The following is a 17421-nucleotide window of genomic DNA, read 5'->3' on the forward strand; positions in this document are numbered from 1 at the left end:
AATAGAACAAACGTTCGATTATTGGAGGTGGAGAAATGACAGCCTTGAAAACAGAAGTGATTCCCTATTTAGAGAATATGATTTACTTACCGATGATATTAACGATTTTGGAGAGGGATCGATTGCATATACAGCAGGGGGAATTCAAGTTGAAAAAACCGTACTTGGGGCTCGTGGATGATGTCGCAAAGCGCGTACACAAAGAGCTTGGAAATACGGCTGCATATTTGCGTATGAATCATTTATCGGTGGTGAGGGGGAAAATGGATGATATTTTTACAGAATATATTTTTGTACACGACCACCAACAGGACTGCCGAAGATACCTAAATGTACGCTTACGCAATCGAACGGAAGAGTTGCTCACTCAGTATCTTCGACAACCGGGTATCTAAACGAACCTTCTTGTGCAAGGTACGTTCTAGGTCTGTGCAACAAAAATTGTTTTTTTGCAAAGTCCCGTTCAAGTAAAGCAGCAAAAGCAAACTGGCGCCACATAGTCGGAGTAGATACGTTTACTTTCACTTTATAGCCATTCTCCAGTAGAATGGAGCACCCGACATTCTCTTCCTGAAAGTCAACAATTGCCTGGTAGGAAATCCAAATATTCTCTTCTGCATTCGGTGACATAGTAGGCAAAAAGATATAAGGAGTATCAAATGCATGTGCCACAACAATAGGTGTTTTATGGCGATTGCCTAGAGCGTGTCGCGCAGTTAGTGTACGAGTTTTTAATGAAGCTCCATAAAGTTCACACGTTTTTTTGACAATTTGAATCGGCTTCTTAGGAAGTTCAAATTCGGCATTGCGCTCAATTACACGAGTCGTTAATTTGTAGTCCTCACGAATGGGTTGTAACACAAACGTATCGGAATTGATGAGGTAATTCTCCGCATTTTTTCGTGAATGCATTCAAGTCACTCCTACTCAATAAGTAATAACTCCTATTATATAGGATAAATATTGGAAAGCAATCAGTTAAAATGAAATAATTATAAAAAGTAAAAAAACTCTGAACTTGCCACAACTTGACGACCTTTCGTGAAAAGGGCAGCAAGACATGTAGCAGAGTTGCAGAGTAGATGGTTATTTTATTAGTTTTGATAAGCAAGAGCGGCTGCACCGAGTGTTTTGGCAGCAGTTAGCATTGCGGATTCATCAAAGTCGAATCGCGGGTGATGATGAGGAAATGCGTTTTCAGGTTGTGCACCTGTGAAAAAGAACGTTCCAGGAACTTGTTCCAAGTAGTAAGCGAAATCTTCGCCGCCCATTTGAGGGATGGTTTGAACTACTTCTTTTACTCCTGGGACTTCTTTGGCAACGTCACGCAAAAATGCTGTCTCTTTTTCGTGATTTACGACAGCTGGATAGCCGCGCGTATATGTGACACTGATTTCACAGTTGTTCATAAGCGCAGTTCCTTCAGCGATTCTATGGATCTCTGATTCCATGAGATCGCGAATTTCAGGAGAAAACGTTCGAACGGTTCCTTTGAGCTCTGCTTGATCGGCGATAATGTTGAACGCATTGTCAGATACGAATGAGCCAATTGATAGAACAGCGGACTCAATCGGATCGACACGACGAGAGACAAGCTGCTGGAAGTTAGTGACGAGTTGGGAAGCAATCACGATTGCATCTTTAGTTTGGTGCGGAGAAGCACCATGACCACCAGCACCTTGAACTGTAATTTCGATACGGTCTGCGGCTGCCATAATTGGACCGCTTACGTACTGAATTGTGTTCGGTTCCATCATTGACCATAAGTGAGTACCGAAAATAACATCCACACCGTCCAGGCAACCGTCTTCAATCATAGAAATAGCACCTCCTGGAGCATATTCTTCAGCGTGTTGGTGAATGAAGACATATGTACCAGCAAGTTCATCTTTTAGCTCATTCATTGCTTTAGCAAGGTGAAGCAGTGTGGAAGTGTGGCCATCATGACCGCAAGCGTGCATAACACCAGGGACGGTTGATTTATAAGGAACATCTTTTTGGTCGTGGATCGGTAGTGCATCAAAATCAGCTCGAAGTGCAACTGTTTTGCCAGGTTTGCTACCTTCAATACGAGCAACAATACCGTTTCCACCAACATTACTCCTAAATTCTACGCCTAATTTCTTATAGAAATCTTGAATGTATTGTGCTGTATTGGTCTCGTGGAATGACACTTCTGGATGCTGGTGCAAGTAACGGCGCACGTCAACCATGTCATCAAAAGAGTTGTCGAGTAGTGTAAAAAGTTTTTCATTCATGAAAGACATCTCCTTTTTCGAATATGGTATCCAGTATATCAGTGTGTTTTCGAACTCGCAATTGTTTGATAACAAAAAGAAAGGCACAAGGCCTCTCTGGAATTATCATTCTGAATCATGATTTTGGAGTGAACTAAATAATGTAATATAAGGTGCACTTGAGAAGATATGAATGGAAGGACCAGCGACGATATCCCTTTTTGTAGTATCATATGCAGCTGAAAAAGAAGGGGTGTTCTTATTCAAATCGAATGATTGGCTATCTTCCCACTCTGTTAAAATGATATACGTATCTGAATCGATGGATCGTAGTAATCGGAAAGCGATAAAACCTGAAGTGTCTTTCATAGCTAAATGATCTTTTTTGAAGCGTTCTTCAAAAATGGGTTTCCCTTCATCGGAAACGGATATATTGTTAAGTGCAAAAAATCCATGTTCCTGAAGTTGCCCCATTTCTTCGAGGACTTCATATCGCTGCGGTGTTTGAAAAACCGTTTTTCCTGCGGTTTCGTGTAGCAGCTGAGAAGACCCACTACCGTGCATTAAAATCATATTCTCTCCTGCATATTTCTCTTTGACCTTCTCCATGAATTCTGGAGTGCCTCGTGTAATGTATAAATTTTTCATAATTGGTACCCTCCTTGGCTAGTTTAACCAAATAATACTCTTCTTCAGTTATTTCCCCGAATCCTGCTCCTAAAACAAACGATGTCAAAACAATGACGGAATGTGGCACAAATTTATGACAATGGGTGTATATTGCTATACATCCCAACAGTTTACGTCTATATTGAAAACGATAAGCTACTCGTGAAATTCATAATTCAGTTCGGTAGAAAGAGAATGGGGGAATTTGTTCATGACAATAGTAAATGATACGCTTCTTAGAGCTGCCCGTGGAGAACATATTGATCACACACCGGTTTGGTATATGCGTCAGGCAGGAAGATCGCAACCTGAATATCGGAAAATCAAGGAAAAGTACTCACTTGAAGAGATTACGCACCAACCTGAATTGTGTGCCTATGTTACAAAATTACCAGTCGACCAATATGGCGTAGATGCTGCAATTTTATATAAAGATATTGTCACACCACTTCCTGGAATGGGCGTCGATGTTCAGATTAAAGCTGGAATTGGGCCGGTTATTTCGAATCCGATTAAATCAGTCGCGGATATCGAGAAATTGACAGCGATGAATCCTGAAGATGATATTCCATTTGTTCTTGAAACGATTCGAATCCTAACCGAAGAACAATTAGATGTACCTCTCATCGGTTTTGCAGGAGCTCCCTTCACACTTGCGAGCTACATGATTGAAGGAGGTCCATCAAGAAATTATGCACGTACAAAAGCGTTTATGGTATCCGAGCCTCAAGCTTGGTTCGCGCTCATGGACAAACTTGCGGACACAATGATTACCTACGTCACTGCACAAGTCAAAGCAGGTGCGTCAGCGATTCAACTGTTCGATTCTTGGGTAGGAGCCTTGAATGTATCCGACTATCGTATTTTCATTAAACCTGTAATGGAACGTATTTTCACAGAACTACGCAAATTGAATGTTCCTTTGATCACGTTTGGAGTAGGTGCAAGTCACCTAGCGAACGAGTGGCATGAGCTTCCTGTTGATGTCGTCGGTCTAGATTGGAGACTCTCGATAGAAGAAGCAGGACAACGTGGATTAACAAAACCACTACAAGGGAATCTTGACCCTACACTATTGCTGGCGAATTGGTCCGTCATTGAAGAACGTGCAAAAGTGATTATTGAACAAGGGGTTGCACACGGCAGCCACATCTTTAACTTGGGGCATGGAGTATTCCCAGAAATCGAACCTGCCAAGCTGAAAAAACTAACTGAACTGATTCACACGTACAGTGCGGAATTACGCGCAACTAAAAACTAAACTTGAGGTGATTGACATGGGAAAACGCACAATGGGACTTTTAGTAATGGCTTATGGTACACCTTACAAGGAAGAGGACATCGAGCCGTACTACACACATATCCGTCACGGACGTAAACCTGCACCGGAGCAACTTGAAGATTTGAAGAATCGTTACGAAGCAATCGGTGGAATTTCTCCACTTGCTCACATCACTGAAGGTCAAGCACAAGCACTTTGTGACACGTTGAACCAGGCTCAAGATGAGATTGAGTTCAAACTATATATTGGTCTAAAACACATTACGCCATTCATTGAAGAAGCCGTGGCGCAGATGGATAAAGACGGAATCAAAGAGGTAGTAACTGTTGTCCTGGCTCCTCACTATTCAACATTCTCTGTGAAATCGTACAATACACGTGCGAAAGAAGAAGCGGATAAATACGGGATTTCCATCACTTCTGTTGAAAGCTGGTACAAACAACCGAAGTTCTTAAAGTATTGGGAAGAGAAGATTCGTGAAACCTTCGACAGTATGAGCGATGCAGAACGCGAAAAGTCAGTACTTGTAGTTTCAGCACACTCACTCCCACAAAAAATTCGCGAAGCTGGTGATCCTTACCCAGACCAGCTAGAGGAAACAGCAAAACTACTTGCAGAGGCAGCAGATGTGAAGGAATACGCTGTCGGATGGCAAAGTGAAGGACAGACAGGCGAGCCATGGCTTGGGCCAGATGTACAAGACTTAACACGTGAATTAAACAAGAAAAAAGGGTACACGTCATTTGTCTATACTCCAGTAGGTTTTGTTTCAGATCACTTAGAAGTACTTTTTGACAACGACTATGAATGTAAAGTGGTCTGCGATGAAATCGGCGCAGCGTACCACCGACCTGCAATGCCAAATACAGATCCACTCTTTATCGGAGCTGTTGCAGATGCAGTGATTGAAAAAGTAAACCAGTAAGTTTTGAAAAGGACGTGTGAAGGCAATGGACGAACAGCGTAAAAAAGTTGTCATTGCGGGGGGCGGCATCACGGGTCTATCTGCTGCATTCTACATGCAGCAACAAATCCGTGAGCAGAATCTTCCCATCGATATTATTCTTGTCGAAGCAACTAACCGACTTGGTGGTAAGATCCAAACTGTCAGACGCAACGGCTATATTATAGAACGCGGTCCAGATTCCTTTTTGATACGAAAAAAAAGTATGGACCGTCTTGCACAAGAGCTCGGTATCGCCGATCAGCTCGTGAAAAATGCAACAGGACAGTCGTATGTATTGTTGAATGATGAATTGCATCCAATTCCGGGTGGTTCGATTATGGGAGTTCCGACAGAAATCGGACCTTTCCTGAAAAGTAATCTGTTTTCATTGACAGGTAAAATTCGTGCAGCAGGGGATATTTTCTTACCCCGCTCTGATATTAAAGGCGATCAGTCATTAGGTGCATTTTTCCGACGTCGTTTCGGAAATGAAGTCGTGAATAACCTGATTGAACCGTTACTCTCTGGAGTCTATGCGGGTGACATTGACCACATGAGCATGGAATCGACATTCCCGCAATTTGTCAGCGTAGAAGAAAAACACAGAAGCCTCATCCTAGGCATGAAGAAAACACAACCAAAGCCTGAACAACTACCGAACAAAGGGCATGCTGCAAAAAAAGAAGGCGCATTCCACACATTCCGTAATGGACTTGAAACAATTGTGGAGGCTCTGGAAGAACAGTTGCCTGAGGTGAATTTCATCAAAGGCGTTCGAATCGAGAGAATTGAAAAAGAAGAGGGTCGGACATTCGTAACCCTCAATGAAGGTTCTGTTATCGAAGCGGATGCAGTCATCCTCACTACGGGACATGCAGTCGCTCGTCAATTATTCGAGCCGCATGGGATTTTGCAAGAGCTGGAAGAGATTAAAACGTCATCCGTTGCGACGATAACGCTCGCATTCCCGGAAAGTGCTGTTGTCCAAGATAAGGAAGGAACAGGCTTCCTAGTCTCACGGAGTGGCGACTATTCCATTACCGCTTGCACGTGGTTGAACCGTAAATGGCCGACTACGACACCTGACGGTAAAGTATTATTGCGTGCATTCGTCGGACGGATCGGCGAAGAAGCCATCGTCGATTTACCGGATGATGAAATTGAACAAATCGTTCTAGCGGATTTGCGAAAAATCTTTGAAATTAATGAAGATCCTGAGTTCTCCATCGTCACACGTTGGAAAGATGATCGTCCGCAATACCGGGTCGGTCATAAAAAACTCATTGCAGACGCCAAAGAACAATTACGCACCGCATTTCCAGATATTGAGCTAGCAGGCGCATCTTATGAAGGAGTCGGCTTACCAGACTGCATCGACCAAGGAAAAGCAGCAGCGGAAAGCGTCATGCAGCGATTGACTCGCTAAAATTGATTAATCTGAAAGACCTCACCCAGCCTATTTTGGCATGTGTGAGGTTTTTTTGTTTGCTCGTCAGGTTAAAATGGCGGTTTTGGACGTTGTCGGACACTCAGCATAGATTCTCGATCACTCATGGGGGGTTCTCGATCAAACTTATGGAATTCTCCGCCACTTCGTGTGGTTTCTTCGACACATCTCGTAATTTCTTGATAACGGTACACAATTCAACGACTTAAAGGGATTAATTGGTGGCGCTTCGCTTGTTTAGTGAAGGGCTATCCCGTCGCACGTCATCATTTCTGTGTTCACTGACAGTCCGCAGTGATTCCCCGATACTTCGAGAGATTTCTCCGACACAAGAGCATGTTTCTCCATCACCCCAGAATATTTCTCCGACACCTAGCAGAATTTCTCGATAACGGGACACAATTCCCAAAATTTAAAGGATAAATTGGTAGCGCTTCGCTTGATTATTATGAGGGGGATATGGAGGGAGTATCCTCATGGACTTATTATGACAATGGGAACAACTAAAGTTAACAATAATACGTAGATTTCAGCGTAGGATGGCGACTCCTGAGGGATCAGGGAAGATTGAAGACCCTGGACGGAGCAAAGCGAAGGAAGCGGCTGAAATCAAGCCCCGCGGAAAGCGTCCATCCGAAGCAGAAATCAACAAAGTCTAATCTTTCCCACTCCCACAAAAAAACTGCCTCAGAAGCCAGTATGTACTGACGTCCTGTGACAGCCAATCAATCTAACCTATAACAGCAGCTCGTTATTCTGAGCACGATGGGCATTTTGTTTGATAGCACTCATGTTGTTCTTCCATCTGTTCACCGCAAGTAACACACTGTTTCGGAGGCAAATTCTTAAAAAATTCTACAACGTTTTCAATCATTTCTCATCCGCTCCATTCAATTTGTAGTAGTACTACCTTGTCCAGTGACGAGTGTTATGCAACAGAGGCGACAAAAAAATTTGCTCTTCAGCTCCTTTGTACTAGCACTTCGACTTGTTACTCATAGTGTATTATAACAGATGGTCGACTGTCAATAATTTTTTAACAATTTAGAAAAATGGTTCTATCTTCATATGACAGCATAAGTCTATTTATTCACGAACAGCTGTAGGCTACACTTGTCCCTATCATTACAAGTTATGTTAGAATGTCACTATCAGCTTCATATAAAGGGGAGACTAGCATGCGTTTTGTAGATAACCAAGGCATTACGGATCCGCGAATTAACTTAGCGATTGAGGAATACGTACTCAAAACAATGGATACCGATGAGGATTCTTATCTTCTGTTCTATATCAATGAACCTTCCATCATTATTGGGAAAAACCAGAACACAATTGAAGAAATTGATACAGAGTACGTGGATGCAAACGGGATTCATGTCGTACGCAGACTTTCTGGTGGTGGCGCAGTGTACCATGATAAAGGAAACTTGAACTTCAGCTTCATCACAAAAGATGATGGCCAGTCGTTCCGTAACTTTAAAAAGTTCACGGAACCAGTTGTGGAAGCACTCGCTATAATGGGTGTGAAAGCGGAGTTACTTGGACGCAACGACTTACTCGTTGACGGTAAAAAAGTTTCAGGAAATGCACAATTTGCAACCCAAGGTCGCATGTTCAGCCATGGGACGCTCATGTTTGACACGGAAATTGAAGAAGTAGTCAATGCGTTACGTGTAAAGAAAGATAAGATTGAGTCCAAGGGGATTAAATCGATTCGCAGTCGTGTTACGAATATTTCTGAGCATATGGACAAACCGATGACGATCGAACAATTCCGTATGGAAATCTTAAATTCGATTTTTGGTGGCGAAGAAAAAATACAATACAAAGTATTAACTGAGGAAGACTGGAAGAACATACACCAATTGTCCAAAGAGCGTTATGGCAACTGGAATTGGAACTATGGTCGCTCGCCGAAATGTAACGTCCAACATTCACATCGCTTCCCTGTGGGGAGCATCGATGTTCGACTACAAGTTGAAAAAGGGACAATCCATGAAGTACACATTTTTGGTGACTTCTTCGGAATCGGTAGTGTCACAGAGATTGAAAATCGTCTCGTGAATTGTCAGTATGACCGAGAATCGATTACAGCTGCAGTCAGCAATCTCGATATTCCTAAGTTACTCGGTGGCATTACACAAGAAGAATTCGTGAATTTGATTTACTGACATCCAAACAGGTTTCTTCTGCCCAATCGGCGAGAGGAGCCTGTTTTTCATATGTGTGAGAAAGGCGAGTGGAGAGGATTTACGGTATACTGATACTACTTGTAAAGGGGGCGCGGATCTATGGAGAAACATCGTATTTTTATCGTTGAGGATGATCGTAAAATCGCGGAACTGCTTGCAGACACACTGCGGAAATACCAGTATGACGTAGCCGTTGCGGAGGATTTTGATCAAATCGCGGATGAGTGTCTGTCGTTCGATCCGCATCTGATTTTACTCGACATCAACTTACCTACATATGACGGCTATTATTGGTGCCGCCAGTTGAGGACTCAAACGACATGTCCGATTCTTTTTATTTCGGCACGTTCAGGTGATATGGACCAAGTGTTTGCACTTGAAAATGGTGGAGACGATTTTATCACGAAACCATTCCATTATGACGTCGTTTTAGCAAAAATCAGAAGCCATCTACGCCGTTCGTTTGGCGAATATGCACCTGCGCAGTCGGAACGAATTGTAAAAGTAGGGGCGTTGACGCTGTTTGCAGAAAGAATGGAACTACAATCAGGAGACACCCTTGTTCCACTTCAGAAAAAGGAGTGCATTATTCTGGAGTTGTTGATGGAGGCGGCACCGAAAGTGGTATCCCGCGAGACGTTACTCGAAGAACTCTGGGACGATCAGTCATTTGTAGATGAAAACACGTTGAATGTCAACATTGCTCGCGTCCGAAAAAAACTAGCGGATTTTGATATTCTTTCAACAATCGATACAGTTCGTGGAGCTGGTTACCGATTTGTACTAGCGACTGAAGAAGTATGAATAAGTACAGGCTATTTATAAAGGAACATGCCTCATTTTTGCTGTTCCAGTTTGTATTGCTGCTATTTATTGTCCTTCTTTTTTGGCTCGATGGTTCGCGCGACTGGGGCACAGCCGTGTACGCAATAGTGATGGGGATCATGTTGACCATTGGCTACTTACTCGTGAAATTCATTACACGGCGATCGTTTTATGAAGTGTACGAGCGAGATCCGGGGCGGATGGAAGATGCCTTAATCGGACGGCCACAAACGCCGGAACATCGGATGACAGCACAATATATGCGTAAATTGTATAGACTCTATCATAGTGATGTTCAAAAGCTTGACGCAGCACAACATCGACAACTGCATTTCATTAACCAATGGGTGCATCAGATGAAAACACCGATTTCAGTTCTTGGCTTACTCTTGCAAGAAGAAGAAATCGATCGAAAAAGTTTCCATGAAGAGCTCGATAGATTGCAGGATGGACTAGATGCGGTGCTCGTCAATGCACGACTCGAGACATTTGAAGATGATATGAGAATTGAGCGGATTGTATTGGAAGACCTCGTTCGACAAGTGGTGACAGAGCATAAGCGGTTATTCATCACAAATGGGGTGTTTCCTGAAATTCATGTAGATCCGGAATATGTCGTCGCAACCGACCCGAAATGGATGAAAATTATACTTGGACAATTTATAACGAATGCGGTGAAGTATACGTTTAAAAAAGGCAAAAAAGTGTACATGACTGCTGATAGAACGGAGCAAGGCATCAAGTTGACCGTAGAGGATGAAGGTATTGGTATACCTGAAACGGATGTGAAGCGAGTAACTCGTGCGTTTTTCACTGGAGAAAACGGTCGGAAAACTGGAGAATCGACAGGGATGGGATTATATATCGCATCTGAAGTATGCGAACGACTTGGACACGCGTTGACAATTGAGTCGAAAGTGGGCGAAGGGACAGCAGTGTCTGTGTTGTTTTCGAATGGAGAGGCGGTAGAAAACGATGGCGCGGAAAATCGTCGAGTTATCGGAAGTGACGAAAATTTATGAAGGCAAAGTGATGCATCGAGCGTTGAATCGTCTCGATTTTGAAGCAGAAGAAGGCGAGTTCATCGCGATTATGGGGCCATCTGGTAGCGGTAAAACGACATTGCTTAATCTTATTTCAACAATTGACTTGCCAACGTATGGAAGGATTGCGGTGAATGGGATTGAACCCGAAGCGCTCAATCAAAATGACCTCGCGTTATTTAGAAGAAGGAACTTAGGATTTGTCTTTCAGACAATCAATTTGCTACAAATGCTGACAGTTGAGGAAAACTTGGTGCTCCCGTTAACGCTCGATCACGTGTCAGTGCCTGAGATGAAACAAAGAATTGCAGCTCTCGCGGACAAACTGTCACTAAATGAAATTTTATCCAGAAGACCAGACGAATTATCTGGTGGGCAAGCACAACGCACAGCAGTCGGCCGTGCGCTTATCCATGAGCCAGAACTCATTTTGGCAGATGAACCGACAGGAAATCTCGACTCGAAATCAGCACGGGATGTATTGGAACTACTATCGAAAATCAATCAAACTGCAGGCACCACGATTATTATGGTGACACATGATCCGCTTGCCGCAAGTTATTGTGATCGTGTGTTGTTCATCAAAGATGGTGAGTTTTTCAATGAATTGTACAAAGATGAACAGCGCCGGACATTTTTTCAGCAGATTTTAAACGTGCTGTCGTTGCTCGGAGGGAACGTCAATGACCTTTCGTCAGTTCGCCTACCGTAACGTCGTCCGGAATCGACGTATTTACGCAGCCTTCTTTATGGCGAGTGCCTTTTCAGTCATGGTGTTCTTCCTTTACTCTATGCTATTGTTCCACCCTGCGATGAACGAAGGCTTTGTCCAAGATATTGCGACGAGTGGAATGATTACTGCAGAATTTGTGTTGTTCATCTTCACACTTTTTTTCTTGTTCTATTCAATGCGCGCTTTTTTACAAGCTAGGACGAAAGAGTTTGGTATTTTGTTATTGATCGGTATGGCAAGGAGGCAGCTCCAACGACTCATTTTCCTTGAAACGATGTTGATAGGAGGTGTTGCAATCGTTGCAGGAACATTTCTTGGATTTGTTTTCTCGAAATTTTTCTTGATGATTGTCAAAGAACTCATCCAAGTTCCGACACTGCCGCTTTATTTCACATGGCATCCCTTTGTTTTGACAGTGGGGAGTTTCGCGAGTGTATTCATCATCATTTCACTGCTTGCTCCCATGTTCATCCGAACGGGGGAAGTGTACGATTTACTGCAAGGAGAAGCAGCGGAACAAGATGCGTATTCGACGTCAAAATGGCGTGCGTTCGCTGGAATTGCAATGCTGGTATTGACGTATACAATGGCTGTCTACGCAACGCATACGTATGTCATCCGGGTTATTTTTATGTTACCGGCTGCGGCTGTAATTGGAACGTATTTCTTCTTTAGCGACTCCTTGCCGTATTTGATTCAGCTGTTACGGACACGAAAACGCATTTATTGGCGGCCGTTTTGGCTACTATCGCTCTCAGAAGGCGTTGTCCGTTTGAAAGAAAATGCGCGCATGTTTTTTATCGTTACGATGGTATCTACGCTTGCGTTCATGTCAGTCGGATTGCTCGCATCCCTCACTTCTTTTGCCAATCAATACCGGGAAATCAACCCTTTAGGGCTTGTCTACAAGAGTTATCCAGGAAACGTGCTGGAGCAGATTCATGTTCGGGAGCTCACAGACGAGTTGAATGAGAAGGCAATCGACTATAATCTCGTTGAATTTCAGGTGCTTGAACAGAAGTCATCCTTTACTAATATGAATGTGTCGATTGTTAGACTGTCGAGTATCAATGCACTCGGATACACGTTCGGTTATCCGGCTGTTGACATAGAAGATGGGGAAGCACTCTTTTTGCCACAGTCTGAATCATCCTACCAACAATTAAAAGATCGAACAGTCAACACCTCACTAGAAAAAAGTGGTCTCGATATAGAAATCTCTGGAGCGTATTCACATCAGCTATTCCCACCGAATGCAATTGGAGCCAATGCAATCATTTTGACGAACGCAGACTTTGAACGGGTACTTATGGGGGAGAACGGATCGGAGTCCTCGCTATTTCGCTATTACGCGTTTAATATATCGGATTGGCAAGAGACGAAAGATGTTGGACGCGCACTACATGAAGACGAATTACAGTCCATTTTACTTGGTGGCGAATCGGGAACGTTGTTTTCGTTCGGCAATCCAGGCCTGAATTATTCCATCATCCGTACAACATTTTCTTTATTGCTGTTCATGGGATTAATGCTCGCGGCGGTGTTGTTCCTTGCTGCAGGCAGTTTCGTTTATTTCCGTTTATATACTACCTTGGACCGTGACCGCAGACAGTTTGATGTGCTGCGACGTATGGGAATAACGGATAGCGAGTTAAAGAAGATTGTGAATCGACAGCTGCTACCACAGTTTTTCATCCCTTGGGGAGTGGCATTTGTGCATAGTGCGTTCGCATTCTTAGCGCTTCAAGTCATTTGGGATGCACTCGCAGAAATTTCAATTGTAAAAGAGCTTACGCTGGTATTAGGTGGATTTGCGGTCTTACAAATCTCTTATTTCTATCTAATTCGATGGCGGTATCTATCTCACATTCGGACACCGGAGTAATTTTCGGTGTCTTTTAATTTGGTGGAAAAGTAGTTTGTTGATAAAATATCGAAAAATATAGGCTATTGAATTATTTAAATTTTTCTTATATACTAATAGTTGACGGTAATGAATGACTATTCATTCAACTACGAAGGGTGGTACTACGATGAACTTAGTAGAAAGAGTCCGGGCAACCGCTAAATCACAGCCTGGAAAAACAGCATATCACTTTACAGGTAAGGATACATCGTACGCAGAATTTGACCAATCAGTCGCATTATTCGCATCCGCTTTACAAGACTTAGGAGTTAACAAAGGAGATCACGTCGCTTTGTTACTCGGCAACACACCACATTTTCTTATATCGCTCTATGCAACCATGCGATTAGGTGCAACTGCGATTCCAGTAAATCCAATCTATTCACCAGATGAAATCTCGTACATTCTGCAAGATAGCGATTCAAAAGTAGTAGTTGCGCTCGAACAACTACTTCCACTCGTTGAAGCAGCATCTGTTCAACACCCTGCTATTGAACAGTATATTGTGTGTGAGACAACGGCTGAAACAAGTGAAAAAGTCAGTGTATTATCTGCTGGAGCAAAAGCGAAAACACACTTATTCACCCAAGTACTTAGAAGTGGAAAGCCTGACATGGAGCCAGTTTCTGTTGATGAAAATGAAACCGCTATCATTCTATATACATCTGGTACGACAGGACGTCCAAAAGGCGCGATGTTGACGCATCGAAACTTGTATTCAAACGCTAGTGACGTTGGTGAGTATCTCGGATTTTCTTCTGAAGACCGCGTCATCGCAACGTTGCCAGTGTTCCATGTTTTCGCTCTGACTGTTGTCGTCAACGCACCTCTCGTTAAAGGTGCAACGATTGTTTTGATGCCAAGATTCAGTCCGGCTGAAGTGTTCAAGGCAGTGAAAGAACAGCAAGCGACAATCTTTGCGGGTGTGCCGACGATGTACAACTTCATGGTGCAATACCCGGAAGCAACGCGAGAAGATTTTTCATCGATTCGACTTGCAATTTCAGGCGGGGCATCCCTTCCAGTTGCTCTCCTTGAAAGCTTCGAAGAGAAGTTTCAAGTGAAAGTGTCGGAAGGATACGGTTTGTCGGAAGCCTCGCCAGTGACATGTTTTAATCCACTAGATCGGGAACGGATTCCGGGATCAATCGGAACGTCGATCTTAAATGTAAAGAACAAAGTAGTCGATGAGCTTGGAGATGAAGTACCTGTCGGACAAGTCGGCGAACTTATCGTTCAAGGCGACAATGTCATGAAAGGCTATTACAAGATGCCTGAAGAAACAGCAGCTGCCCTTCGTGACGGCTGGTTGTACACAGGCGACCTCGCGCGCAAAGACGAAGATGGCTACTTCTACATAGTCGATCGCAAGAAAGATTTGATCATCGTGGGTGGATATAATGTCTATCCGCGAGAAGTAGAAGAAGTATTGTTCACACATCGCGACCTCATCGAAGCAGCAGTGCTCGGCGTACCAGATCCTGATTTCGGTGAAGAGGTGCTTGCTTATGTGGTTGCAAAAGAAGGCGTAGATGTGACCGAAGAGCAGCTGATCGCATTTTGCGAGAAACGTCTCGCAAAGTACAAAGTGCCGAAGCATATCGAATTTCTGGATGAACTACCAAAGAACACAACCGGCAAAATCTTGCGTCGTTCTTTGAAAGATTACGTGAAAGTTTGACGGAAAGTGGGGGAAGAGAGGGGGCGCGCATTTGCGTCCTCTTTTTTGTGCAATAAAACTTGAGCTACCTGTTCGTTTCGTGGTGAAACCCGCCCGTTTTCGAGGTGGCCCCGCTCGTTTCGGCGTGGACCCCGCCCGTTCTCGAGGTGGCCCCGCCCGTTTCCACACGGAACCCGCCCGTTCCCGAGGTGGCCCCGCCCGTTTCGGCCCGGAACCCGCCCGTTCTCGAGGGGCCCCGCCCGTTTCGGCGTGTGCCCCGCCCGTTCTTGAGATGAACCCGCTCGTTTCGTGGTGAAACCCGCCCGTTCCCGAGGTGGAGCCGCTCGTTTCGGCCCGGAACCCGCTCGTTTCGGCGTGGACCCCGCCCGTTTCGGCCCGGAACCCGCCCGTTCTAGAGGTGGACCCGCTCGTTTCGGCGTGGAACCCGCCCGTTTTAGAGGTGGCCCTCCCGTTTCGGCGTGGGACCCGCCCGTTCTTGAGATGAACCCGCTCGTTTCGTGATGAAACCCGCCCAATTACGTAGTTTAAGCGCTCCATTCCACAAGGCACCCCTTCCACTCCATCAACCCTTTTCACCACACCTTGCAAATATATTAAAAATTCACACGTATGTCGAATCTCTATAAGTTTTGGTCGATATATACGCTATATACTAAAAGTATCAAAAGGGGGTGCCTTATGAAAAAGTCGGTTAGAGGAAAATTGAATGCTGTTTTCGGAACTATTTTGGTCTTGATCCTCGTGCTTGGAAGTATTGGTGTGGTTAGTTCGTACAGGTTGAATGAGAACACAAAGGCTATCGATGAAGGGGTTCTGCCGAAGATTCAATACAACAACGAACTCGAGCAAACGGTGCAACAGATGCTAAGTGCTACGCAGCGTCATCTTGTGTCGAAAGATCGTCCGTTTGAAGAAAAATATGAAGAAGAAATTGCATCCAACCAAGAACAATTGCAAGCGACAGAAACCGCTTATAAGAAAGTGCTCTCCTCAAACGAACAACAAGCTTTTGATGCAGTACAAGTTCAACTTGATACCTACAACAGTCAAATCAAGCAGTTATTGCAAACAAGCAAAGCAGGAGATAAACAGACAGCTATCCAAAACTCCTATGAAACGGGAGTTACCATCGATACACTGAGAAGTGACCTACTCTCGCTTGAACAGGCACATAAAGATGAATTAACAGCAATCGAAAAGGAAGGAGAAGCTTTATACTTAAGTGTTCTTATTACAATGATTGCCGGTGCAATCCTAGGCATCGTAATTGCCGGACTGGGCATTCGCTATTTGCAAAGCAAAATCCAAAAACCAATCACCAGCATTACGAACCGGATGAATGCAATGGCGGAAGGTAAATTGACGCCAGAACCAATCGAAGTCGGAGATCCCGACGAAATTGGACAATTGACACGAGATGCCAATATGCTATCCGACAATTTATATCGAATCATTGCGGAACTACAGACAACGATTGCTACAATCGCTTCGACATCAAGTGAATTGACAGCGAGTGCGGACGAAACTGCACAAGCTTCGACACAAATTACGGAAGAAATCGTCGGCATATCGGAAGGTTCGTCCGAACAATTGGAATACACACACTCAACGACGACAATCGTTTCTGAAATTTCTCAAGGTATGGATCAAACCGCAACGGCGATTCATACAGTGTCGGACCTTGCAATTTCCACAACGGAGGAAACTCAAAATGGTACAGCCGTCATGGAACAAACCGTTAAAAAAATTGAGCAAATACAAGCGTCCACGGAACATACGGCAAGTGTGGTGGATGAACTCTCCAAGAGATCTGAGAAGATTGGGAGTATCGTTGAGCTCATTACAAAGATTGCGGGGCAGACGAATTTGCTAGCATTGAATGCTTCAATTGAAGCGGCGCGCGCTGGGGAGCATGGGAAAGGGTTCGCTGTTGTTGCGGGTGAAGTCGGAAATTTGGCGTCGGAGTCTGCGCAAGCGGCGAGTGAAATCAACCGATTAATTGGAGAAATCCAAATGGAAGTGAAGAGTGTGCAACAGGCAACAACTGTAACGAAGTCGAATGTCGAAGAAGGGTTGTCGATGGCAAATCGTTCAGGCGAGCGTTTCCATGAGATCGCGAAGATGATTGGCGAGGTGTCAGCCCAGACGGAGGAAGTGTCTGCGATTAGTGAGGAAATCAATGCAAGTACGCATTCGATGAAATCGCTTGTTGGGCAAGTGGAGGAGTTGTCGGAGCGGTCTGAGGGCAGCGCGCAAAATATTGTGGCGGCGGCTGAGGAGCAGAATGCCACGATGGAGGAGATTTCGGCTAGTGCACATGTGTTGAGTGATATGGCGGAGTCGCTGAAGACGATGATTGATGTGTTTGAGTTGGAAACTGGTAATCCAGATAATCGACAGGGCTGATTTACTCTACAGACGGACGCTTTCCGAGGGGCTTGGTTTCAGCCTCCTCGGTTC

The 17421-nt window shown here is 44.3% G+C and carries 17 protein-coding genes; 13 read left to right on the forward strand and 4 right to left on the reverse strand.

All coding sequences use genetic code 11. The annotated features are described in order from the left end of the window. The first annotated feature begins 35 nt into the window (after nt 1-35). Nucleotides 36-395: a YhjD family protein gene (locus M3197_RS02775; protein WP_251658481.1), complete on the forward strand. Its 360-nt coding sequence runs from the start codon at nt 36-38 to the stop codon at nt 393-395. Here M3197_RS02775 and M3197_RS02780 read toward each other — a convergent pair. From M3197_RS02780 to M3197_RS02790, 3 genes are all read right to left on the reverse strand, one after another. Further along, entirely contained in the window at nt 364-912 is a 549-nt protein-coding gene (locus M3197_RS02780) for a competence protein ComK (RefSeq protein ID WP_251658482.1), read from the reverse strand. The genes M3197_RS02775 and M3197_RS02780 overlap by 32 nt on opposite strands. A 182-nt stretch (nt 913-1094) precedes the next feature. Further along, the gene (locus tag M3197_RS02785; RefSeq protein ID WP_251658483.1) at nt 1095-2258 is read right to left on the reverse strand and encodes a M20 metallopeptidase family protein; all 1164 of its coding nucleotides are present in this window, start codon (nt 2256-2258) and stop codon (nt 1095-1097) included. Nucleotides 2259-2363: 105 nt separating this feature from the next. After that, complete coding sequence (locus M3197_RS02790) at nt 2364-2885, reverse strand: antibiotic biosynthesis monooxygenase family protein (RefSeq protein ID WP_251658484.1); 522 nt, start codon at nt 2883-2885, stop codon at nt 2364-2366. A 232-nt stretch (nt 2886-3117) separates the two neighbouring features. Between M3197_RS02790 and hemE the strand changes: the two genes are divergently transcribed. From hemE to hemY, 3 genes are read left to right on the forward strand one after another with little or no spacing between them, the layout of a single operon-like run. Continuing rightward, nucleotides 3118-4167 carry a uroporphyrinogen decarboxylase gene (hemE, locus tag M3197_RS02795; protein ID WP_251658485.1) on the forward strand — a complete coding sequence of 350 codons (1050 nt, stop codon included), beginning with the start codon at nt 3118-3120 and terminating at the stop codon, nt 4165-4167. Between the two features lie 16 nt (nt 4168-4183). Further along, complete coding sequence (hemH, locus tag M3197_RS02800) at nt 4184-5113, forward strand: ferrochelatase (protein WP_251658486.1); 930 nt, start codon at nt 4184-4186, stop codon at nt 5111-5113. Nucleotides 5114-5138: 25 nt separating this feature from the next. Beyond that, the gene (gene hemY / locus M3197_RS02805; protein ID WP_251658487.1) at nt 5139-6560 is read left to right on the forward strand and encodes a protoporphyrinogen oxidase; all 1422 of its coding nucleotides are present in this window, start codon (nt 5139-5141) and stop codon (nt 6558-6560) included. A 772-nt stretch (nt 6561-7332) separates the two neighbouring features. On the opposite strand, the gene yhfH is transcribed toward hemY, so the two are convergent. Continuing rightward, the gene (gene yhfH, locus M3197_RS02810) at nt 7333-7455 is read right to left on the reverse strand and encodes a protein YhfH (RefSeq protein ID WP_081760271.1); all 123 of its coding nucleotides are present in this window, start codon (nt 7453-7455) and stop codon (nt 7333-7335) included. Between the two features lie 304 nt (nt 7456-7759). On the opposite strand from yhfH, the gene lplA reads away from it, so the two are divergent. The 9 genes from lplA (at nt 7760) to M3197_RS02855 (ending at nt 17367) form a co-directional block, all read left to right on the forward strand. Continuing rightward, the gene (gene lplA, locus M3197_RS02815) at nt 7760-8752 is read left to right on the forward strand and encodes a lipoate--protein ligase (protein WP_251658488.1); all 993 of its coding nucleotides are present in this window, start codon (nt 7760-7762) and stop codon (nt 8750-8752) included. A 120-nt stretch (nt 8753-8872) separates the two neighbouring features. Further along, a complete protein-coding gene (locus tag M3197_RS02820) occupies nt 8873-9577 on the forward strand; it encodes a response regulator transcription factor (protein WP_251658489.1) in 705 nt (234 codons plus the stop codon). Further along, entirely contained in the window at nt 9574-10620 is a 1047-nt protein-coding gene (locus M3197_RS02825; RefSeq protein ID WP_251658490.1) for a sensor histidine kinase, read from the forward strand. Before M3197_RS02820 ends, M3197_RS02825 begins: the two co-directional genes overlap by 4 nt. Continuing rightward, the gene (locus M3197_RS02830; protein ID WP_251658491.1) at nt 10574-11353 is read left to right on the forward strand and encodes an ABC transporter ATP-binding protein; all 780 of its coding nucleotides are present in this window, start codon (nt 10574-10576) and stop codon (nt 11351-11353) included. Before M3197_RS02825 ends, M3197_RS02830 begins: the two co-directional genes overlap by 47 nt. After that, nucleotides 11325-13259, forward strand: coding sequence for an FtsX-like permease family protein (locus M3197_RS02835; RefSeq protein ID WP_251658492.1), 1935 nt, complete (start codon nt 11325-11327; stop codon nt 13257-13259). Before M3197_RS02830 ends, M3197_RS02835 begins: the two co-directional genes overlap by 29 nt. A 148-nt stretch (nt 13260-13407) precedes the next feature. After that, nucleotides 13408-14961 (forward strand): fatty acid--CoA ligase family protein, encoded by a 1554-nt coding sequence (locus M3197_RS02840; protein WP_251658494.1) that lies wholly within the window; start codon nt 13408-13410, stop codon nt 14959-14961. 31 nt (nt 14962-14992) lie between these two features. After that, complete coding sequence (locus M3197_RS02845) at nt 14993-15256, forward strand: internalin (RefSeq protein ID WP_251658495.1); 264 nt, start codon at nt 14993-14995, stop codon at nt 15254-15256. Continuing rightward, nucleotides 15250-15462, forward strand: coding sequence for a hypothetical protein (locus tag M3197_RS02850; protein WP_251658497.1), 213 nt, complete (start codon nt 15250-15252; stop codon nt 15460-15462). Before M3197_RS02845 ends, M3197_RS02850 begins: the two co-directional genes overlap by 7 nt. Before the next feature lie 177 nt (nt 15463-15639). Continuing rightward, entirely contained in the window at nt 15640-17367 is a 1728-nt protein-coding gene (locus M3197_RS02855) for a methyl-accepting chemotaxis protein (RefSeq protein ID WP_251658499.1), read from the forward strand. Nucleotides 17368-17421 lie beyond the last annotated feature (54 nt).

Origin of the sequence: Sporosarcina aquimarina (genome assembly GCF_023715615.1) — a bacterium.
GTDB lineage: Bacteria > Bacillota > Bacilli > Bacillales_A > Planococcaceae > Sporosarcina > Sporosarcina aquimarina_A.

Coding starts and splice junctions, on each gene's coding strand:
- M3197_RS02775 (WP_251658481.1), top strand. CDS start 36: ATGACAGCCTTGAAAACAGAAGTGATTCCCTATTTAGAGAATATGATT.
- M3197_RS02780 (WP_251658482.1), bottom strand. CDS start 912: ATGCATTCACGAAAAAATGCGGAGAATTACCTCATCAATTCCGATACG.
- M3197_RS02785 (WP_251658483.1), bottom strand. CDS start 2,258: ATGAATGAAAAACTTTTTACACTACTCGACAACTCTTTTGATGACATG.
- M3197_RS02790 (WP_251658484.1), bottom strand. CDS start 2,885: ATGAAAAATTTATACATTACACGAGGCACTCCAGAATTCATGGAGAAG.
- hemE (WP_251658485.1), top strand. CDS start 3,118: ATGACAATAGTAAATGATACGCTTCTTAGAGCTGCCCGTGGAGAACAT.
- hemH (WP_251658486.1), top strand. CDS start 4,184: ATGGGAAAACGCACAATGGGACTTTTAGTAATGGCTTATGGTACACCT.
- hemY (WP_251658487.1), top strand. CDS start 5,139: ATGGACGAACAGCGTAAAAAAGTTGTCATTGCGGGGGGCGGCATCACG.
- yhfH (WP_081760271.1), bottom strand. CDS start 7,455: ATGATTGAAAACGTTGTAGAATTTTTTAAGAATTTGCCTCCGAAACAG.
- lplA (WP_251658488.1), top strand. CDS start 7,760: ATGCGTTTTGTAGATAACCAAGGCATTACGGATCCGCGAATTAACTTA.
- M3197_RS02820 (WP_251658489.1), top strand. CDS start 8,873: ATGGAGAAACATCGTATTTTTATCGTTGAGGATGATCGTAAAATCGCG.
- M3197_RS02825 (WP_251658490.1), top strand. CDS start 9,574: ATGAATAAGTACAGGCTATTTATAAAGGAACATGCCTCATTTTTGCTG.
- M3197_RS02830 (WP_251658491.1), top strand. CDS start 10,574: ATGGCGCGGAAAATCGTCGAGTTATCGGAAGTGACGAAAATTTATGAA.
- M3197_RS02835 (WP_251658492.1), top strand. CDS start 11,325: ATGACCTTTCGTCAGTTCGCCTACCGTAACGTCGTCCGGAATCGACGT.
- M3197_RS02840 (WP_251658494.1), top strand. CDS start 13,408: ATGAACTTAGTAGAAAGAGTCCGGGCAACCGCTAAATCACAGCCTGGA.
- M3197_RS02855 (WP_251658499.1), top strand. CDS start 15,640: ATGAAAAAGTCGGTTAGAGGAAAATTGAATGCTGTTTTCGGAACTATT.